Source organism: Vibrio sp. ED004, assembly GCF_023206395.1.
GTDB lineage: Bacteria > Pseudomonadota > Gammaproteobacteria > Enterobacterales > Vibrionaceae > Vibrio.
This window is the reverse complement of sequence record NZ_CP066149.1, coordinates 2,144,593-2,164,360: the sequence shown is the minus strand read 5'-3', so window position 1 is coordinate 2,164,360 and position 19,768 is coordinate 2,144,593. Positions and strand designations below refer to the sequence as shown.

Sequence of the window (19,768 nt, the reverse complement as noted above, 5' to 3'; positions counted from 1 at the left end):
GCTTAACTACTACTCTTACGCCATCGATTTCTTCGACCAACTTTAACAACAGATTCAGTTTTCACTGTCTTTTCACCTTGTTGAGGCAAAGGAATAATTTGTTGCTCTTCGTCGAAATATCTCCCTTGATAGCCGTTAATGCCTAACTCTATCAAGGTATTCTTTTCTTGTTTTGTCTCAACCCCAACCGCGATAACTTGAGTTGGAGAGTCACCACATGCCCCAATTAAACTTCGGACAAACAGCTGGTTCTCATGCCTTTGATCGATTTTCTTAATTAAGCTCCGATGAAGCTTAATGTAATTAACCTTCAAATCCTTTATATAGTGTGTGCTAACAATGGTTCGCCCAGCTTGGCCAACAATGACTTTACACCCTAATCCTCGCAGCATCTTTGCCACCGGTCTCATATAATCAAGATGAGCAATAAGGTGGCCTTCAGGAAATTCAAAAGCAAGCTGAGAGCGATGCTGAGCTGAGAGCTGTAATAACTCACTCCTAAACCACTTAAAATGCTGTTTACTCGCAAACGGAGTGACATTCAGGTTCACCGAGTAGTTAATCGATTGAGTTGATTCTTTCAAAGATTTCAACAAAACCTTCAACACGGATTGATCCATTTGAGCTTGATAACCCACTTGCTCTACCGCAGGCATAAATCGAGACGATTTCAATAAACCCTTGTCAGGATCCTGAATCCTAGTGAATATTTCTCTATGTAATTCATTAGCTTGACCAGATTCCGGCATAAGGTAACACCGCTGAGCAAAGATTACCAAATTTTCAGGAAGCAGGGCTTTATCGAGTAATGTTCTCCAACGAACGCTGCCTCTATCAAGCTCATTTTTATTCTGTTTAGGGTAACGGCTCCAGTTGTTAATGCGTTCCAACTGAGCACTCTTTAGTGCGGTTTCCGTTTCATCCATAATCTGACTATGACGCTCACCCTCGGTATACATGGTCACGCCGATATGACACCAATTATCCGACTCTAATGGCTCCGGAGGAGTTAGCTTATCTAACTGCCTTAAACATTGAGCCGCCAACGTCGCAATATCTTTTGCTCCCTGATGCGGGATAAATACCGCAAAGTCCGCTTCGTAATAACGAGAGAAAATAACATCAGGGTAGCGCTGAACAATATTCGATAAGACTTCACCAACCTCAATAATAAAGCCGTCGGTCACTTGCTTGTCATTTGTATCACGAACTTGTTCCCACTCATCGATACGTATTAACAACACACCACCACGAGCACCACTTTCATGCAGTGCCGATTCAAGCTTGTTATCGAATAGCACTCGGTTGGCAGTGCCAGTAAGTTTATCTAAGAAAGTATGAGTACGAATGAAGGTATCGAAACGGCTACGCTCTTGGCGTGCATCTTTCAACTCTTCAATTAACACATCAAGAGCTTCACTTGCCGTAAAGGGCCACTCTCGCTCATCGCCTTTGGCATGTGCTTCAACTTGCCCAGCAAGGATCATCCTTCCGCGCTCTTCCAACATTTCAGAGCCCATTAACTGCTCTTTCAACCATCGAACCCCACGAGCCAAACAGAAAATGATCAAAGCAACCGCTAAAGTAATCGACCACATCGCTTCTATTGAGTAGTTGTAACCAATATAAGGAGGCAATGCTTTGAATTCGATTTGGTAACCTTCATTACGCTCTAGCGTGAAGCTTTTCTCATAGAGGCGATTAGGATCAATTTGTGGAGAAGTATCTTTGAAGCGGTAAACAATACCCGTCTTATTTGAGAGTTTCATCTCAACGATATTGCTAGCCTGCAACATCTTAGGCATCCAACGCTGCATTGAGTACGCAGCATCTGGATCTTCCATCTCTTTATCTACAACGTCGACTATTCCCACCAAATAATGGTCTAAATATTCCTGTCCGATACGCTTAAACGAAAGGGTGCCACCTATAAAAAGAATGAACATCGCACTGATAACTATCACCGTGACAAATGCGACCAGTCGGGTGCTCAATTTTAGCGTGGGGGTATATCTCATGAATAACGAAATCCTTTTCAACTCACATTATACCGTATTGCTACTTATACTATAAATTGACGTTGTAAATAAAGCGTTAAGAATTCTAGGTAACAAAAAGCCGCGATGAACGCGGCTTTTTCCAATTTATTACTGTCTTTATAATATATTAAAAACAGGGACTAGAATGGGATGTCATCATCAAAATCCATCGGTGGCTCATTATATTGAGGTTGAGCCTGCTGAGGAGCTTGTTGTTGAGGTGCTTTCTGTTGTTGAGCAGGAGCACTGTATTGTTGCTGCTGTTGTGGCTGTTGCGGTTGACCCCAACCACCTTGCTGTTGGTTGTTACCCATGCCACCTTGAGCAGGAGCACCGCCTTGAGCACGGCCGCCAAGCATTTGCATTACACCGTTGAAGCCTTGAACAACCACTTCAGTTGTGTAGCGATCTTGACCGCTTTGATCTTGCCATTTACGAGTTTGAAGTTGGCCTTCAATGTAAACTTGAGAACCTTTACGTAGGTACTCACCAGCAACTTCAGCTAGCTTGCCAAACAGAGCAACACGATGCCATTCTGTTTTTTCACGCTGTTCGCCAGTTGCTTTATCACGCCATGACTCTGACGTTGCAATGGTAATGTTCGCTACCGCGCCGCCATTAGGCATGTAACGAATTTCTGGGTCATTACCTAGGTTACCCACTAATATAACTTTGTTAACTCCACGGCTAGCCATGATTTGCTCCGTCTAAATTCATAGTCTCAGAAAATTTTAGCGCACAAGAATAGCATGCTTTTCTACAGTGATAAATCGCATTCCTATTCTCTCCTCACTACAAAGAATAAAAACGTAACAAATCATGATATTCAGAGCGATGTTGCTTTTTTCTCCACTTACAAACCACTCATTTACTTTGGGGATTGATATTCAACGCAAGTCACTACTATTGCACTAGAGAAGCCAAAGCGTGCATGACAACGTGAAATCTAATTCAACTTAGACAGGACGTTTTAATGAGAAAATCTCGATACGCTCGCACTTTGCATTTTCTGTGCATCGATCCGAGTAACACTTACCTACATGTAAAAGAGATAGAAAAACACTTATCCATCATTCTCTACAAAATGACTCCGGACGACTTAATGTTAGTCGACAGAAAGCAGAGTAACCGCATCCTGCTTGTCGACTATAAGGAGGTACCACAACTATTTATTACCTGTCCCAACCTGACCGTGATGTGGAAAAACCATGAGATCATCTTATTCAATGTTCCACAGCAACTGCCAACTTCGGAGCTTCTTACTTATGGTGTGCTGAAAGGTCTCTTTTATAATACAGATAATAAGGACAAGATTGCTCATGGCCTTCAAGAAGTGATTGATGGTGATAACTGGCTGCCAAGAAAAGTAACCAATCAACTGCTGTTTTACTACCGTAATATGGTCAATACCAACACAACACCAACCAATGTCGACTTAACCATTCGAGAGATTCAGGTTATTCGTTGCCTTCAATCCGGCTCATCTAACACACAAATTGCCGATGACTTGTTTATTAGTGAGTTCACGGTCAAATCCCATCTCTATCAAATATTCCGTAAGTTAGCAGTTAAAAATAGAGTTCAAGCCATCGCCTGGGCTAACCAGAACCTACTTGCATAATTGATCCGCCTCTTAAACTGGCGATAATTTTGAGGGAAGCTCTAATAAACCATAGGTATTGTTGCTGAATTTTCGACATAACTTATGCTAGAGTTGCCCTCAGAAATATCAACCACTCGGGTTGAATCAATAATTATTATAGATAAAGGGTCTTACCATGATCAAAAAGTGCCTTTTCCCGGCAGCTGGCTACGGTACACGTTTTTTACCAGCAACTAAGTCAATGCCGAAAGAAATGATGCCAGTTGTGAACAAGCCGCTGATCGAATACGGCGTAGAAGAAGCAATCGAAGCTGGTATGGACGGAATGTGTATTGTTACTGGCCGCGGTAAGCACTCAATCATGGATCACTTCGATAAGAACTACGAGCTTGAGCACCAGATCAGCGGTACCAATAAAGAAGACCTTCTCGTTAATATCCGTGAAACGATTGAAGCAGCAAACTTCACTTACATTCGCCAACGCGAGATGAAAGGTTTAGGTCACGCGATCTTGACAGGCCGTGAGCTTGTAGGTGATGAACCATTCGCAGTTGTGCTTGCCGATGACCTTTGTGTGAACGAGCAGCAAGGCGTGCTGGCTCAAATGGTTGCACTATACAAGCAGTTCCGCTGCTCTATCGTTGCAGTACAAGAAGTACCAGAAGAAGAGACACATAAATACGGTGTTATCTCTGGCGAGATGATCAAAGACGATCTTTTCCGTGTCGATGACATGGTAGAGAAACCAGAACAAGGTACAGCACCAAGCAACCTAGCGATTATTGGCCGCTATATTCTGACTCCAGATATCTTCGAGCTGATCGAACAGACTGAACCGGGTAAAGGTGGCGAGATCCAAATTACCGATGCATTGCTTAAACAAGCAAAAGCGGGCTGTGTATTGGCTTACAAATTTAAAGGCCAACGTTTTGACTGTGGTAGTGTTGAAGGCTACATCGAAGCAACAAACTACTGCTTTGAAAACCTATACAAGAAAGACCAAAAACAAGTTGAGCTAGGCAAACATTCAACGCAAAAAGAAGCATAACGGTTCTATAAGAAGTAACGTTTCGAGTTTTAAAAGGGTGGCTCTTTGAGTCGCCCTTTTTTATTTACTGTTTTTTTATCCAGTAAAACTTTGCACAAATCTCACTCTATGTAATACTTTAGCCACTTAAAATTACATGGTCTGTTGAGATGGATAAAATAGAAATTAGAGGCGCTCGTACGCATAACCTCAAAGACGTTAACCTAACGATTCCCCGTGATAAGCTCACGGTTATCACTGGGCTATCCGGTTCAGGGAAGTCGTCACTTGCGTTTGATACTCTCTACGCAGAAGGACAACGTCGCTATGTTGAGTCTTTGTCTGCCTACGCTCGCCAATTTCTATCTCTTATGGAAAAACCCGATGTAGACCACATCGAAGGTTTATCTCCGGCTATCTCGATAGAGCAAAAATCGACGTCTCATAACCCTCGCTCAACCGTAGGTACCATTACCGAAGTCTATGATTACCTGAGACTACTTTACGCTCGAGTGGGTGAACCTCGCTGTCCAGATCACAACATCCCCCTAGCTGCGCAAACAATCAGCCAAATGGTGGACAAGGTACTTGAGTTACCTGCAGGCTCAAAAATGATGCTACTTGCGCCGATCGTTAAAGAGCGTAAAGGCGAACACGTAAAGACACTCGAAAACTTAGCGGCTCAAGGCTTTATTCGAGCGCGTATTGATGGTGAAACCTGCGATTTATCCGATCCACCAACACTTGAACTGCACAAGAAACACACCATTGAAGTAGTAGTTGACCGATTTAAAGTTCGCCCTGATCTACAGCAACGACTCGCTGAATCGTTTGAAACAACACTGGAGCTATCTGGCGGTATTGCAGTCGTCGGTTGGATGGACGAAACAGACCAAGAAGAGATCGTATTCTCAGCAAATTTCGCTTGTCCAAAGTGCGGTTACAGCATGCAAGAGCTTGAGCCTCGCTTGTTCTCATTCAATAACCCAGCAGGCGCATGTGGCACGTGTGATGGACTTGGTGTTCAGCAATACTTTGACCCGAGTAGAGTAATCTTGGATGAAAACCTAAGCATCGCTGAAGGTGCGATTAAAGGCTGGGATCAAAAGAACTACTACTATTTCCAGATGCTAACATCACTGTCAGAGCATTATGGTTTCGATCTGTTTGCGCCGTTTAATTCTCTGCCGAAGAAGACTCAAGAGATCATTCTCAAAGGTTCTGGCCGTACTGAGGTTGAATTCAAATACATCAATGATCGTGGCGATATCCGCGTAAAACGTCACCCGTTTGAAGGTATTTTAAATACGCTCGAGCGTCGCTACCGTGATACTGAATCAAGCTCAGTTCGAGAAGATCTTGCCAAATACATCTCAACGAAATCATGTTCTAGTTGTGACGGTACTCGCCTGAGATTAGAGGCTCGCAATGTCTTCATTGGTGATACAACACTGCCTGAAATCGTTGAACTCAGCATTGCTGACGCACTGCAATTTTTCCAAGAGTTGAAGCTAGACGGTCAACGTGGGCAGATCGCTGATAAAGTGATGAAAGAGATCAATGACCGCCTACATTTCTTGGTTAACGTTGGTTTGAACTACCTTAACCTATCACGCAGTGCTGAAACTCTGTCTGGTGGTGAGGCACAACGAATTCGTCTAGCAAGTCAGATCGGTGCTGGCTTAGTGGGTGTTATGTATGTATTGGATGAGCCGTCAATTGGCCTCCACCAGCGTGATAATGAGCGCCTACTACAAACCTTAATCCACTTAAGAGACTTGGGTAATACTGTACTTGTAGTAGAGCATGATGAAGATGCCATTCGCTGTGCAGACCATGTCATCGATATTGGCCCTGGCGCTGGTGTTCACGGTGGTCACGTAGTCGCAGAAGGCACCATGCAAGACATCATCGACACCCCGAACTCTTTGACAGGCCAATATCTGAGTGGTGTGAAAGAAATTGAAGTACCAAAACAACGAACACCAATCGACAAGAAGAAAGTCGTAGAGATCGTTGGAGCGACAGGCAACAACCTAAAGAATGTGACGGCAACTATTCCAGTGGGATTATTTAGCTGTATTACGGGCGTATCGGGTTCAGGTAAATCGACGTTAATTAACGATACCTTCTTCAAAGTTGCTCACACTCAACTTAATGGTGCAACCACGGCTGTACCGGCAAAACATAAAAAGATTAAAGGACTAGAGCATTTCGACAAAGTGATCGACATTGATCAAAGCCCAATAGGTCGCACACCAAGATCAAACCCTGCGACCTATACTGGTATCTTCACTCCTATTCGAGAGCTGTTTGCTGGCACACAAGAGTCACGTTCACGCGGTTACAAAGCGGGAAGATTCAGCTTTAACGTACGTGGCGGGCGCTGTGAAGCGTGTCAGGGCGATGGTGTTATCAAGGTAGAGATGCACTTCTTACCGGATGTGTATGTACCGTGTGATGTATGTAAAGGTAAGCGCTACAACCGTGAAACACTAGAAGTTCGCTACAAGGGTAAAACCATCGACGAAGTTCTTGAGATGACTGTTGAAGATGCGCGTGAGTTCTTTAATCCAGTTCCAGTGATTGCACGTAAACTGCAAACGCTTATGGATGTGGGTCTTTCTTACATTCGCTTAGGCCAAGCGGCAACTACCTTATCTGGCGGCGAAGCACAACGTGTTAAATTGGCTCGCGAGCTGTCTAAACGAGATACAGGTAAAACCTTATACATTCTCGATGAGCCAACAACAGGTCTTCATTTCCACGATATCCAGCAGCTATTAACGGTACTGCATCGACTGCGTGATCACGGCAATACGGTTGTCGTGATTGAACACAATCTAGATGTCGTAAAAACAGCCGACTGGATCTTAGATTTAGGCCCAGAAGGTGGTCAAGGCGGTGGTGAGATTGTTGCAGAGGGTACACCTGAAGATGTGGCATTGGTCGAAGGTTCGCATACCGCTCGCTTCCTTAAGCCTATGTTAAATTTGAACTAGGTGTAAAATAGCGCCCTGCTAACAGACAGAAAAATGTTAAAGTAACAGAGCTTGTTTCAAAAGGAACAAGCTCTGTTTTTATAAGGTTAGGGATTTATGGCAACAATACATACTAGCGGTACCCAGCTAGAAAATCAGATCACTCAGTTACCACTCAACAAAGCATTCCTCGCTTCATTAGCTGTTGTGTTCTTACTCGCCATGCATTTCTTCATGCCCAACCTAGGAGGCTCTGGCCTTGCTCTATCCTTTAACCCTACTACTTGGTTAGCACTGAGCTTCACCTTAGCGATTGGCTTTTACCAACTCGCGACCAATCGAGTACTCAAGTATTCCAAGTTAACCATAGGCTTGCTGATCAGCTGCGTGATACTCACATTGCCGATTCTATACAGCAATGCTTCGCCGGAAGGGGCTTCAGGTCGATTACTTGGGTTATGGGCAGGTTTTGCTTTATTCGTAGTCCTTCAGCAGTTCAAATTCAGTAATAAACACAAACAACGTATGCTGTGGTTCATCGTATTAGCTGTCGTCATACAAGCGCTATTTGGTTATGTACAATATTTCTTATTAGAACCAGGTAATCTATTTGGTTACAACACCGCGGCTAATCGCCCTTACGGAATATTCCAGCAACCCAATGTGATGGCTAGCTTCCTAGCAACTGGTTTTGTACTTTCTGCTTACCTTTTAGCAAGACAGCCCGCTAAGTATAATCACAAGATCAGCGAATCTTTCTTATTGTATCTGACTCCAACGTTAACCGTGCCACTACTGATCATCATCGCATCACGCACAGGGTGGTTGGCAGCGCTCATCGGGTTTGTATGTATTCTGCCTTACCTTTACAAATTCTCGACCAAGAAACGCTTCTACGGCTGGTGTGCATCCGTTGCTGTCGGTATCGTGGTTGCGTTTACCGTAATAAACCTTAGCGCTACAGATAGTATCGCTAGCAAGAAAGCGAACTTAGAAAGCCCGCGCGCTTACACCTTTCCACAAGCATTAGACATGATGATCGAAAAGCCATTTACCGGTTATGGCTACGGAAAATTCGAATCTGAATACACACTATATACCGCTCGTCAGCATCAACTGAACTCAAATTATCATCCGGGGCTTCCTTCTATGGATCACCCGCACAATGAGTTTCTGTTTTGGGGGGTTGAAGGTGGCATAGTACCAATCATAGGTATCTTGATTGCCGCGGTGTTAGTGATGTCTCGTATAGCAAGTTCAGCAAATGGCACGCGTCTAGCATTACTTGCTCTGTTTATACCGATACTCTTGCACTCTCAGCTAGAGTACCCGTTTTATCATTCGGCGATTCATTGGATAACCTTCATCATTCTGATTTACTGGGTGGATCAGCGTGCCTCACGTCACTATCAGCAGCCGTTCAGCATAATCAGTAAAACCTTGTTTAGAGTGAGCAGCTTGGTGTTACCGATCTTAGTGAGCTTCTATATGTTGAGCGCGCTACACACTAACTATGTACTGACTAAATTCGAGCTATCTAAACCTAAAAACCCAGATATTCTCAAACAAGTGACTAACCCAGTCGTCTGGATAGATCGCTACGATTGGGACATATACAGCACTTACCTTAATATTGGTTTGTACAAAGTCGACCCTAGCCTTATTCAACCCTATATCGATTGGTCGCTAGAAATCATAAAGAGTAAACCAAGACCAGCGTTCTACAGTAATTTGATTCTTGCTTATCAAGGGCTCGGAGAGGAAAGCAAAGCGGAACAAATCCGCAGCGAAGCGAAATTTTTATTCCCTAATAGAGACTTTTCAAAGGTTCAGTATAAGAAAATATCTCAAGCTGAGAACAACGTCTCGTCGGCAGAGTAGTTAGCAACTAACGAGGTATGACTTCCGCGTCTTATCTTTAGAAAAAGTAAATTACCACCTTCTAAAGAAGGTGGCTTTATGTGAGCCCCCTAAAAGGGGGCCTTTGTTTAGTCCAACGCCAATTGCTGCTGCTCCACGCGCTCTTTTTTCTCTTGATGTCTTACATAGCGTCGAATGATTTCTTCATTAACCCCTACGCTATCGACAAAATAGCCCCTTTGCCAAAAGTGGTTACCCCAGAGTTTGTTTCTCCTTAAATATGGAAATTTACTAAAGAGTTTTAAAGCTATTTTGCCTTTCAATACGCCCATCAACTTGGATATCGATAACTTAGGCGGAACTTTTACTACCAAGTGCACGTGGTCAACTTGAACGTTTAATTCAACGACTTCACATCCAAGTTGATTACAGTAAACGTTTATACATCGATAAACTTCTTTACCTACATTGTTTTTCAAAATCCTAAATCGATACTTTGGTGTCCACACTATGTGATATTGACATCTCAAAATACGTGGGAAGCTTGATTATATCTGCTCATGTTATTTGTCCTCTTTGACTTCGCTAAAAATCAAGGGAGCATTTAACATGGGTAGAACTACAGGCAAAGCCAAACTGAATGATAACCACCTACTGAAGTAGGTGGTTTAGGGCTGAAAACAAAAAAAAGCGCACGATCTCTCGTGCGCTTTTTTTTTAATTTCAGTTTATTGCAGCTATTTCAAAACATCTTTTAGCGCTTTTAGGCACAACGCGACATTCTCTTTTCGCGCACCATAGCCCATTAGGCCGATACGCCACGCTTTGCCCGCTAGAGAACCAAGTCCTGCACCAATCTCAAGGTTATACTCTTCTAAAAGCTGAGTTCTGATTTTTGCTTCATCAATCCCTTCAGGGAAATAAAGCGCATTAAGTTGTGGTAAGCGGCTCTCCTCATCAACTACAAACTTCAATCCTAGTGCTTCAACACCTTCTTTCAACTCTTGGTGCATAGCGTGATGGCGAGACCAAGCATTATCTAAGCCTTCATTTTTCAGCAGCACAAGAGACTCATGTAGCGCATAAAGACTGTTTACAGGTGCAGTATGGTGATAGCTACGCTTACCTTCGCCACTCCAATAACCTAATACCAAGCTCTGATCTAAGAACCAACTTTGTACTGGTGATTGACGCGCCTTCATTTTCTCGACAGCACGCTGAGAGAAAGTCACTGGAGACAAACCCGGCACACAAGATAGACATTTCTGGCTTCCCGAATAAACCGCATCAAGCTGCCATTCATCGACCAACAACGGAACACCACCTAACGAAGTTACTGCATCAACAATCGTTAAGGCATCAAACTGACGAGCAATAGCCGAGATAGCTTGAGCATCCGATAGCGCTCCAGTTGATGTCTCGGCATGCACAAACGCGACAGCAACAGCATCGGGGTTTTCTGCCAATGCTTTTTCTACTTTCTCGACAGAAACAGGCTTGCCCCACTCGTCATCGACAAGAATCGCTTCACCACCGCAGCGAACAACATTCTCGCGCATACGTTCACCGAAAACACCGTTACGGCAAACGATCACCTTCTCTCCAGGTTCAATCAAGTTAACAAAACAGGTTTCCATACCTGCACTACCCGGTGCAGAAACGGCAATCGTAAATTCATTTTCCGTTTGGAAAGCGTATTTAAGAAGCTGTTTTAGCTCATCCATCATCGCAATAAACAGTGGATCTAGATGACCGATGGTTGGACGACTCAAAGCTTGCAGTACTTGAGGTGAGATATCAGAAGGACCTGGTCCCATTAACGTTCGGTGTGGTGGATAAAAGCTATCGATAGCAGCAGTGAGTGTTAAATTAGACATGTACATCCCTTACGTTAATGTTGTGAACAATCCACCCTAAAGCAAATTGATTACCTCAGCAATTAGCCATAAGTATTGAGGTCAAACCACTGTCACATAATTGTTAAAATTATTTTTCAATTATCTCAAGTTACGGATTGACATTGTTACCGCAAACACGTTCAATGAAATGGCTATCTAGCAGAAGAGGAGCACTGCCCAGGCAGATGTTTTGTGGAACCGCATTTCCAATACAAAACATTTATGGGGAGCAGTGCCGAGATAATAAAAGGATGCAGGACCTTTATTGTCGGTTGAGCGGGCTGAATCCCTTCAACTGTCGCCATTTCTATATGGTGAAGAGCTTCTGAGGTTACTATTCTAATAATTCCTCTCTTTTTGCTCTAAAACTCTCTTCGAAAAACATCGGACGTTGGATTACCCAACCGTAATTTTATTTTAGGAAGTCGTGGGAGATATATCGTGAGTGCATCTAATGTAGCTGGTTCTTTTAATGTCGCTAAGTTTGGTGGAACAAGTGTCGCCAACTTTGAAGCAATGAGCCGTTGTGCTGCCATTATTGAAAACAACTCAAATACGAAACTGGTCGTAAGTAGCGCGTGTTCTGGCGTGACCAACTTGCTTGTGGAACTCGCAAATGGAATTCAGGACAAAGCTCGCCGCCAAGAATTGATGACGCAGTTAGCTGACATCCACAATGCTATTCTTGACCAACTTGCGGATCCAATCAGCATCGAAAAAGAAGTTCATAACATTCTTGATGACATTGCGAGCGCAGCAGAAGCAGCATCATTTCAAGCAAGTACTAAGCTGACTGATCACCTTGTAGCATGTGGTGAGTTGATGTCGACACACATCCTAGCTCAAATAATTCGCGAGCGCGGAACACCCGCAGTTCGCTTTGATATTCGAGAAGTGATGCGCACCAATGATGATTTCGGAAAAGCAGAACCACAGCTAGAAGATATTGCCACTTTAGCAAAAGATAAACTGATTCCACTGTGCCAACAACAAGTTGTCGTTACTCAAGGTTTTATCGGTGCTGATAGCGAAAGCAACACCACTACATTAGGCCGTGGTGGCAGCGATTACTCAGCAGCACTTATTGCAGAATCTGTACAAGCGATTGGCTTAGAGATCTGGACTGATGTTCCGGGTATCTATACTACCGATCCACGTATTGCACCTAAAGCTTCTCCTATCCCAGAAATCAGCTTCAGTGAAGCATCGGAAATGGCAAACTTCGGCGCGAAGATCTTGCACCCATCAACACTAGTGCCTGCACTACGCCACCAAATCCCTGTTTTTGTTGGTTCATCGAAAGCACCAGAGCTAGGTGGAACTTGGATTCGCCAGCAAGTAGAAAGCTCTCCTCTGTTCAGAGCACTTGCCCTGCGCTGCAACCAAACTATGGTTACGCTGCGCAGTGCTAATATGTTCCATGCTTATGGCTTCTTAGCGAAAGTGTTCGAGATCCTTGCTAAACATAAGATCTCCGTCGATCTGATCACCACATCAGAGATCAGCGTTTCACTTACGCTGGATCAAACAGATACATCAGGTGGTGCTCCTGAATTACCAGAAGCAGCGCGTATTGAGCTTGAAGAACTGTGTTCTGTCGATATTGAGCATGACCTGTGCCTTGTTGCTCTTATTGGTAATAACATGAGTGAAAGCAAAGGCTATGCAAAGCAAGTATTCGGAACTCTAGAAGATTTTAATCTGCGTATGATTTGTTACGGCGCAAGCCCTCATAACCTGTGCTTCCTGCTAAATGAGTCTGTTTCTAAGTTAGCGATTCAGAAACTTCACCAAGAGTTATTTGAGTAGAAAGTCCATTTATCACCGACTGATAGATAACTAAATCACAAATACAAAAAGGGTTGCTAATAAGCAACCCTTTCTCTTTTTACTTTACGAATCAAAGTTCTCTATAGAACCAAACTAATTGATGTTTGGACCTAACCACTTCTCAGCTTCCAACATACCCCAGCCTTTACGATCGGCATAGCTATCCACTTGATCCTGTTGAATCTGTGCAATAGCAAAGTATCGAGCATCTGGGTGTGAAAAATACATACCAGACACAGAAGCACCAGGCCACATCGCATAGCTCGACGTTAAGGACATATCAATCGCTTTCTCAACGTCCATTAACTCCCACAACGTACCTTTCTCGGTATGCTCTGGGCAAGCAGGGTAACCTGGAGCAGGACGAATTCCTTGGTATTTCTCGCGAATCAAATCATCGTTCGATAAGTCTTCATCTGGCGAGTAACCCCAAATATCCTTTCTCACTTCTTTATGCAGGTACTCCGCGAATGCTTCAGCCAATCGATCAGCAACCGCTTGAATCATGATGGCATTGTAATCATCGCCATTCGCTTTATATTCATCTGCGAGTTCACGCTCTCCAATACCGCCAGTTACCGCAAAACCACCAATCCAATCCGCTTTACCGCTTTCTTTTGGAGCTATGTAATCAGACAAACAGTAGTTAAAGCCCTTTGGTTTCTCTGTTTGTTGACGGAGGTTATGCAGAACCTTCAATACCTCAGTACGAGATTCATCGGTATACACTTCAATGTCATCACCGACACTGTTGGCAGGGAACATGGCACACATACCGCGAGCTTCAAGTAGTTTCTCTTTCTCCACACGGTCTAACAGATCGTTAGCGTCTTTGAATAAACGTTGCGCTTCTTCGCCCACTTCTTCATGCTCAAGAATCGCAGGGTACTTACCAACTAAAGACCACGTCATGAAGAATGGCGTCCAATCGATATAATTACGCAACGTAGCCACATCGAAGTCATTGAATATGTGCACTCCCGGCTTAGCTGGTGCCGGTGGTGTATAAGCATCCCAATCGATCGCCACTTTATTAGCACGAGCTTTTTCAAGTGTCACAGGCTTAGTGCGAGGCTTCTTACGGTTATGTTGATCACGAACACGATCATAATCGATATCCAACTTCTCGACAAAAGCAGGTTTCAATTCGTCAGAGAGAAGTGAGGTACACACACCCACAGCACGAGAGGCGTTGTTTACATAAACAACTGGCTCAGAGTAATTTTGCTCAATCTTCACCGCGGTGTGCGCTTTAGAGGTAGTTGCGCCACCAATCAATAGAGGGAGCTTAAAGCCTTGTCTTTCCATCTCTTTGGCCACGTGTACCATTTCATCAAGAGATGGCGTGATCAAACCAGATAAGCCGATAATGTCGACGTTCTCTTCTTTAGCGACCTTAAGAATCTTTTCACAAGAAACCATTACACCTAAGTCGATAATTTCGTAGTTATTACACTGCAAAACCACGCCAACGATATTCTTACCGATATCGTGCACATCGCCTTTAACGGTAGCTAACAGAATCTTACCGTTAGTCGCACCCACTTCTTTAGACGCGTTGATGAACGGTTCTAAGTGCGCAACAGCCTGCTTCATTACACGTGCAGACTTAACTACCTGTGGTAAGAACATCTTACCTTCACCAAATAGGTCACCTACAACGTTCATGCCGTCCATTAGAGGACCTTCAATCACTTCAATAGGACGAGAGGCATTAACACGAGCTTCTTCAGTGTCTTCAACGATAAAGTCGGTAATACCTTTAACCAAAGAGTGCTCTAAGCGCTTCTCCACAGGCCAAGTTCGCCATTCTAAAGCGGACTTATCTTCTACTTTTCCTACTGCTCGTTCTAGGTACTCAGTTGCCATATCAAGCAAACGCTCCGTCGAATCATCACGACGGTTTAGTACAACATCTTCAACAGCATCACGCAGGTCTTCTGGAACGTTATCGTAGATTTCCAACTGACCGGCGTTTACGATGCCCATATCCATACCATTTTTAAAACAGTGATATAGGAATACTGCGTGGATTGCCTCACGAACGTAGTTATTGCCACGGAATGAGAACGACACGTTCGACACGCCACCAGAGATCATCGCATGAGGGAGCTCACGCTTGATATCTCCTACTGCTTCGATGAAATCGACCGCATAGTTGTTATGCTCATCAATGCCAGTCGCAACCGCGAAAATGTTAGGGTCAAAAATAATGTCTTCAGGTGGGAAGCCAACTTCATCAACAAGAATGTTGTAGGCATTAGTACAGATCTCTACTTTGCGTTCTCGAGTATCAGCCTGACCAACTTCATCAAAAGCCATCACGATGACGGCTGCACCATAACGACGAACCAACTTAGCTTGTTCGACAAATTTCTCTTTGCCTTCTTTCAGAGAGATAGAGTTAACGATACCTTTACCCTGAATACACTTAAGGCCAGCTTCGATAACTTCCCATTTTGAAGAGTCGACCATTACTGGTACTTTTGAAATCTCTGGTTCAGAAGCACATAGATTAAGGAATTTAACCATGCACGCTTCAGCGTCTAGCATCCCTTCATCCATATTGATATCGATGATCTGAGCGCCATTTTCAACTTGCTCACGAGCAACACTCAAGGCTTCATCGTAAAGCTCTTCTTTGATCAAGCGTTTAAAGCGGGCAGAGCCCGTCACGTTCGTACGTTCACCAACGTTAACAAACAAAGAGTCCTTTGCAATGGTCAGAGGTTCTAAACCGGATAGACGACACGATACTGGTAGGTCTGGCAATTGACGAGGGGTAACACCTTCAACCGCTTCAGACATTTGGCGAATATGCTCTGGCGTGGTACCACAACAACCACCAATCAAGTTCAAGAAACCACTTTCAGCCCACTCTTTAACATGCTCAGCCATGTCTTCGGGTGAAAGGTCATACTCACCAAATGCGTTAGGCAAACCTGCATTAGGGTGAGCAGAAACAAAGCTCTCAGAGATACGAGACATCTCACCGACATACTCACGCAGCTCGTCAGGGCCTAATGCACAGTTCAAACCAAACGAGATAGGCTTAACATGACGAAGGGCGTTGTAGAAGGCTTCTGTTGTTTGGCCTGAAAGTGTACGACCTGATGCATCAGTAATGGTACCGGAGATCATTACAGGTAAAGTTATGCCCACTTCTTCAAAAACAGATTCAACCGCAAAAGCACACGCTTTAGCGTTTAGTGTATCGAAGATAGTTTCAATAAGAATTAGGTCTGAACCGCCTTTAATAAGCGCGCGAGTCGATTCAGAGTAAGCTTCAACCAACTCATCAAAGCTCACATTACGATAACCCGGATCATTAACATCTGGAGAGATAGAACAAGTACGGTTAGTCGGACCTAATACACCCGCCACAAATCGAGGTTTTTCTGGGGTCTTTGCCGTCCACTCATCAGCCGCTTCACGGGCAAGCTTAGCGGCAGCAAAGTTAATTTCTTCACTAAGGCTTTCCATATCATAGTCGGCCATAGCAATGGTTGTAGCGTTAAAGGTATTGGTTTCGAGGATGTCAGCCCCAGCTTCCAAATATTGTGAATGGATGTCTTTGATAAGCTGAGGTTGTGTCAGCACTAAAAGGTCATTGTTACCTTTTAGGTCACTATGCCAATCAGCAAAGCGTTCACCACGATAGTCTTGCTCTTCCAATTTATAGTCCTGAATCATGGTGCCCATGCCACCATCAATCAGTAAAATTCGTTGCTTCAACAGAGCGTCAATCTTTTGCCTTACATTACTTCCCACGGTACAACCTCATTCCTTTAATTATTCCTCCATCCTATCACACATTAAAAAGGAGTCTAGACGTCTAAAAAAGGAAATTGATTACCGACTCATGACAAAAAAATGTTTGCTATTTGAGCATGAGACAACGAAAATTCATATTCATACTTTGTTACATGTTGGAATTCCAATGTCGGTCTATTACACCTTATGCTTTTTATCCGCAGCGGCAATGCTCATTGCTTTCGTGAATACCAAAATTGGTAAAATGCAGACAACCATCGCCATCACTGCTGGCTCAATGATGCTGTCTCTATTGATTATCATTGCAGGACAAAACAATTGGTTCCAACTGGCTGACATCGCCTCAGAAACCGTTGCCAGTATCAACTTTGAAGACTTCCTACTAAAAGGAATACTTGGATTCCTGCTTTTTGCTGGCGGTTTGGGAATTAAATTACCTAACCTAAAAGACCAGAAGTGGGAAATAACAGTACTCGCACTTGGTGCTACGCTGTTTTCAACATTCTTTATCGGCTTTGTGCTCTATGGATTCTGTCAATTCATCGGTATTCAATTTGATCCGATTTATTGCTTACTCTTTGGATCTTTAATCTCTCCAACCGATCCAATTGCAGTGTTAGCGATAGTAAAGAAGCTCGACGCTCCAAGACGAATCTCGACTCAAATCGAGGGAGAGTCTCTATTTAATGATGGTTTTGGTCTAGTCATCTTCGTAACTTTATTCACCATTGCGTTTGGCACAGAAGCACCGACGGTAGGCAGCGTGACCATGTTGTTCGTCCAAGAAGCTATTGGCGGCATCGTTTACGGATTTGCTTTAGGTTTGATATTCCATTATCTGATCAGCAACACCGATGACCACTCGATGGAATTACTGCTAACCATCGGTATCCCGACAGCTGGTTATGCTTTCGCAGAAGTGCTTCATGTATCAGGCCCATTAGCAATGGTGGTATCAGGCATTATGATTGGTAACTGGACGCGCTTTATCGGATTCTCTAAAGAGAGTGAAGATCACCTAGACCACTTCTGGGAATTGATAGATGAGTTCTTAAATGGCGTACTATTCTTATTAATCGGTATGTCGATGCTACTGTTCAAGTTCCACCAAGAAGACTGGATCTTAATGGCATTCGCAGTTCCTCTCGTATTGAGTGCGCGCTACCTAAGTGTTTTCTTGTCGTACATTGGCTTTAAGCGCTTTAGAACTTACAACCCATGGTCAATTAAGATTCTAACTTGGGGTGGCTTACGCGGCGGCTTAGCATTGGCAATGGCCCTTTCAATACCATCAGGTATCTGGGTGATTGAAGATAAGCTCATCGATGTAAAAGAGATCATCCTAGTAATGACCTATGCTGTTGTGGTGTTCTCTATTCTGGTTCAAGGCTCAACGATTACTCCTATGATAGAGAAAGCGAAACAAGCCGAGAAAGAGTTAGATTAACACGCCCCATTTGTGAACATAGGCCGCTTACGTAAGCGGCTTTTTTTACATCCATTCATCGCCTTCGTCTCAAATCACCATACCCGTCTTATCTTGCTTCAAAATTCTCACAGTGCTCTATTTTCTGTTTGCTAAGAAGAGATAACTCGATTCATCATGACGTCTCTGTATTCCTAAATCATCGACTGCGCGAGAGTACTAACTAAACAAGCTGTAAAGCAGCTAAGCTCAATGCCTATAAGTCGCTTTGATAGAACCCAAAACTATAAAAATATAGATATGAGGGTTAACAGGCTAAATGACAATTAGCAATCTAAACCAGTAATTTCAAATTAAGTGAAAGTGGTGAGAAATGAGAGAGGAGTAAATCATTTTAGAGTCAGGGGTGAGAGTAACGACGACTTAAGCTAGCTAATACAGGTGATACATCAAAAAAGAAGAGCTAAAACAGGATAAAGCCTAATTATCCGGTTATCGACTACTCAAAGGATGAGAGTCGCATGGTGTTAATTAGATTTACTCCATTAGATCAACGCCAAGAAACTAAGATATTAGCTGTAGAAGCATATATAAGAGTTTTGCCAACTCAAACGCTGTAGATTCTGCATATAGCTTAAGAGGATTAAGGCTTAACTCGTGCCACTTTGAAAAAGCGACAGATACAAAAAAACCTCAGCATTTCTGCTGAGGTTTTATATCTGGTTGGGGTAGAGAGAATTGAGCTCCTAGCACGTGCTATTTTGATGTTGGCGGAATCTGCTGCTCTGTCAATTGCATGTTTAACGCCAAAAAGCAAAAAGGCTCTAGCATTTCTGTTAGAGCCTTAAATATGGCAGGGGTGGAGAGATTCGAACTCCCAACACGCGGATTTGGAATCCGCTGCTCTGCCAATTGGAGCTACACCCCTAAAAATTTATCTTACTTCAGATTCGAAAAAGCCTCGCACTAGGCGAGGTTATCGAATAAGTGGCGGAGTGGACGGGACTCGAACCCGCGACCCCCGGCGTGACAGGCCGGTATTCTAACCAACTGAACTACCACTCCGCAGTGGACTACTTGTCGTCGCTGACAAGTCGTTCATAACACTTTTGTCTTCACTTTTGAAAAGTGAAAATAAATTTGGAGCCTGGCGATGTCCTACTCTCACATGGGGAAGCCCCACACTACCATCGGCGCTATTGTGTTTCACTTCTGAGTTCGGCATGGAATCAGGTGGGTCCACAATGCTATGGTCGCCAAGCAAATTTTAAAATTCGGAAAACTGTTTTTAAAAGTAACTCTTCAAACTCATTCAAGGTCTGTCTTTGAG

General features: G+C 43.6%; 10 protein-coding genes, 2 tRNA genes, 1 rRNA gene, 1 pseudogene and 1 riboswitch. Of the genes and pseudogenes, 6 read left to right on the top strand and 8 right to left on the bottom strand.

What is annotated here, in order from left to right; translation table 11 throughout:
- Positions 1 to 2: 2 nt before the first annotated feature.
- Positions 3 to 2,018, bottom strand: coding sequence for an RNase E specificity factor CsrD (csrD, locus tag ITG10_RS09850; protein ID WP_026084233.1), 2,016 nt, complete (start codon positions 2,016 to 2,018; stop codon positions 3 to 5).
- A gap of 161 nt (positions 2,019 to 2,179) precedes the next feature.
- On the bottom strand, positions 2,180 to 2,734 hold the full coding sequence (locus ITG10_RS09845) for a single-stranded DNA-binding protein (protein WP_017630755.1): 555 nt from the start codon (positions 2,732 to 2,734) through the stop codon (positions 2,180 to 2,182).
- Positions 2,735 to 3,012: 278 nt separating this feature from the next.
- Here ITG10_RS09845 and ITG10_RS09840 point away from each other — a divergent pair, with 278 nt between their 5' ends.
- The 4 genes from ITG10_RS09840 (at position 3,013) to ITG10_RS09825 (ending at position 9,531) form a co-directional block, all read left to right on the top strand.
- On the top strand, positions 3,013 to 3,660 hold the full coding sequence (locus tag ITG10_RS09840; protein ID WP_248386374.1) for a LuxR C-terminal-related transcriptional regulator: 648 nt from the start codon (positions 3,013 to 3,015) through the stop codon (positions 3,658 to 3,660).
- 157 nt (positions 3,661 to 3,817) lie between these two features.
- Positions 3,818 to 4,690, top strand: a complete 873-nt coding sequence (gene galU, locus ITG10_RS09835) for a UTP--glucose-1-phosphate uridylyltransferase GalU (protein ID WP_017630757.1) — start codon at positions 3,818 to 3,820, stop codon at positions 4,688 to 4,690.
- 149 nt (positions 4,691 to 4,839) lie between these two features.
- Positions 4,840 to 7,671 carry an excinuclease ABC subunit UvrA gene (gene uvrA / locus ITG10_RS09830; protein WP_017630758.1) on the top strand — a complete coding sequence of 944 codons (2,832 nt, stop codon included), beginning with the start codon at positions 4,840 to 4,842 and terminating at the stop codon, positions 7,669 to 7,671.
- A gap of 96 nt (positions 7,672 to 7,767) precedes the next feature.
- Entirely contained in the window at positions 7,768 to 9,531 is a 1,764-nt protein-coding gene (locus ITG10_RS09825; protein ID WP_017630759.1) for a PglL family O-oligosaccharyltransferase, read from the top strand.
- Between the two features lie 107 nt (positions 9,532 to 9,638).
- On the opposite strand, the pseudogene tnpA reads toward ITG10_RS09825, so the two are convergent.
- Together tnpA and ITG10_RS09815 are read right to left on the bottom strand one after the other, a co-directional pair.
- Positions 9,639 to 10,072: pseudogene (gene tnpA, locus ITG10_RS09820) on the bottom strand (IS200/IS605 family transposase).
- A 175-nt stretch (positions 10,073 to 10,247) separates the two neighbouring features.
- Positions 10,248 to 11,387, bottom strand: coding sequence for an alanine--glyoxylate aminotransferase family protein (locus tag ITG10_RS09815; RefSeq protein ID WP_248386373.1), 1,140 nt, complete (start codon positions 11,385 to 11,387; stop codon positions 10,248 to 10,250).
- Positions 11,388 to 11,563: 176 nt separating this feature from the next.
- A riboswitch (Lysine riboswitch) is annotated at positions 11,564 to 11,741 on the top strand.
- Between the two features lie 108 nt (positions 11,742 to 11,849).
- Between ITG10_RS09815 and lysC the strand changes: the two genes are divergently transcribed.
- Complete coding sequence (gene lysC, locus ITG10_RS09810) at positions 11,850 to 13,217, top strand: lysine-sensitive aspartokinase 3 (RefSeq protein WP_017631807.1); 1,368 nt, start codon at positions 11,850 to 11,852, stop codon at positions 13,215 to 13,217.
- Between the two features lie 114 nt (positions 13,218 to 13,331).
- On the opposite strand, the gene metH is transcribed toward lysC, so the two are convergent.
- Positions 13,332 to 17,009, bottom strand: coding sequence for a methionine synthase (metH, locus tag ITG10_RS09805; RefSeq protein WP_017631808.1), 3,678 nt, complete (start codon positions 17,007 to 17,009; stop codon positions 13,332 to 13,334).
- A gap of 169 nt (positions 17,010 to 17,178) precedes the next feature.
- On the opposite strand from metH, the gene ITG10_RS09800 reads away from it, so the two are divergent.
- Complete coding sequence (locus ITG10_RS09800) at positions 17,179 to 18,459, top strand: sodium:proton antiporter (RefSeq protein WP_248386372.1); 1,281 nt, start codon at positions 17,179 to 17,181, stop codon at positions 18,457 to 18,459.
- A gap of 830 nt (positions 18,460 to 19,289) precedes the next feature.
- Here ITG10_RS09800 and ITG10_RS09795 read toward each other — a convergent pair.
- The 3 genes from ITG10_RS09795 to rrf all read right to left on the bottom strand — a co-directional run bounded on the left by ITG10_RS09795 (position 19,290) and on the right by rrf (position 19,699).
- Positions 19,290 to 19,366 (bottom strand) — tRNA-Trp (locus ITG10_RS09795).
- Positions 19,367 to 19,426: 60 nt separating this feature from the next.
- Positions 19,427 to 19,503, bottom strand: a tRNA-Asp gene (locus tag ITG10_RS09790).
- Positions 19,504 to 19,583: 80 nt separating this feature from the next.
- Positions 19,584 to 19,699 (bottom strand): 5S ribosomal RNA (gene rrf / locus ITG10_RS09785).
- Positions 19,700 to 19,768 lie beyond the last annotated feature (69 nt).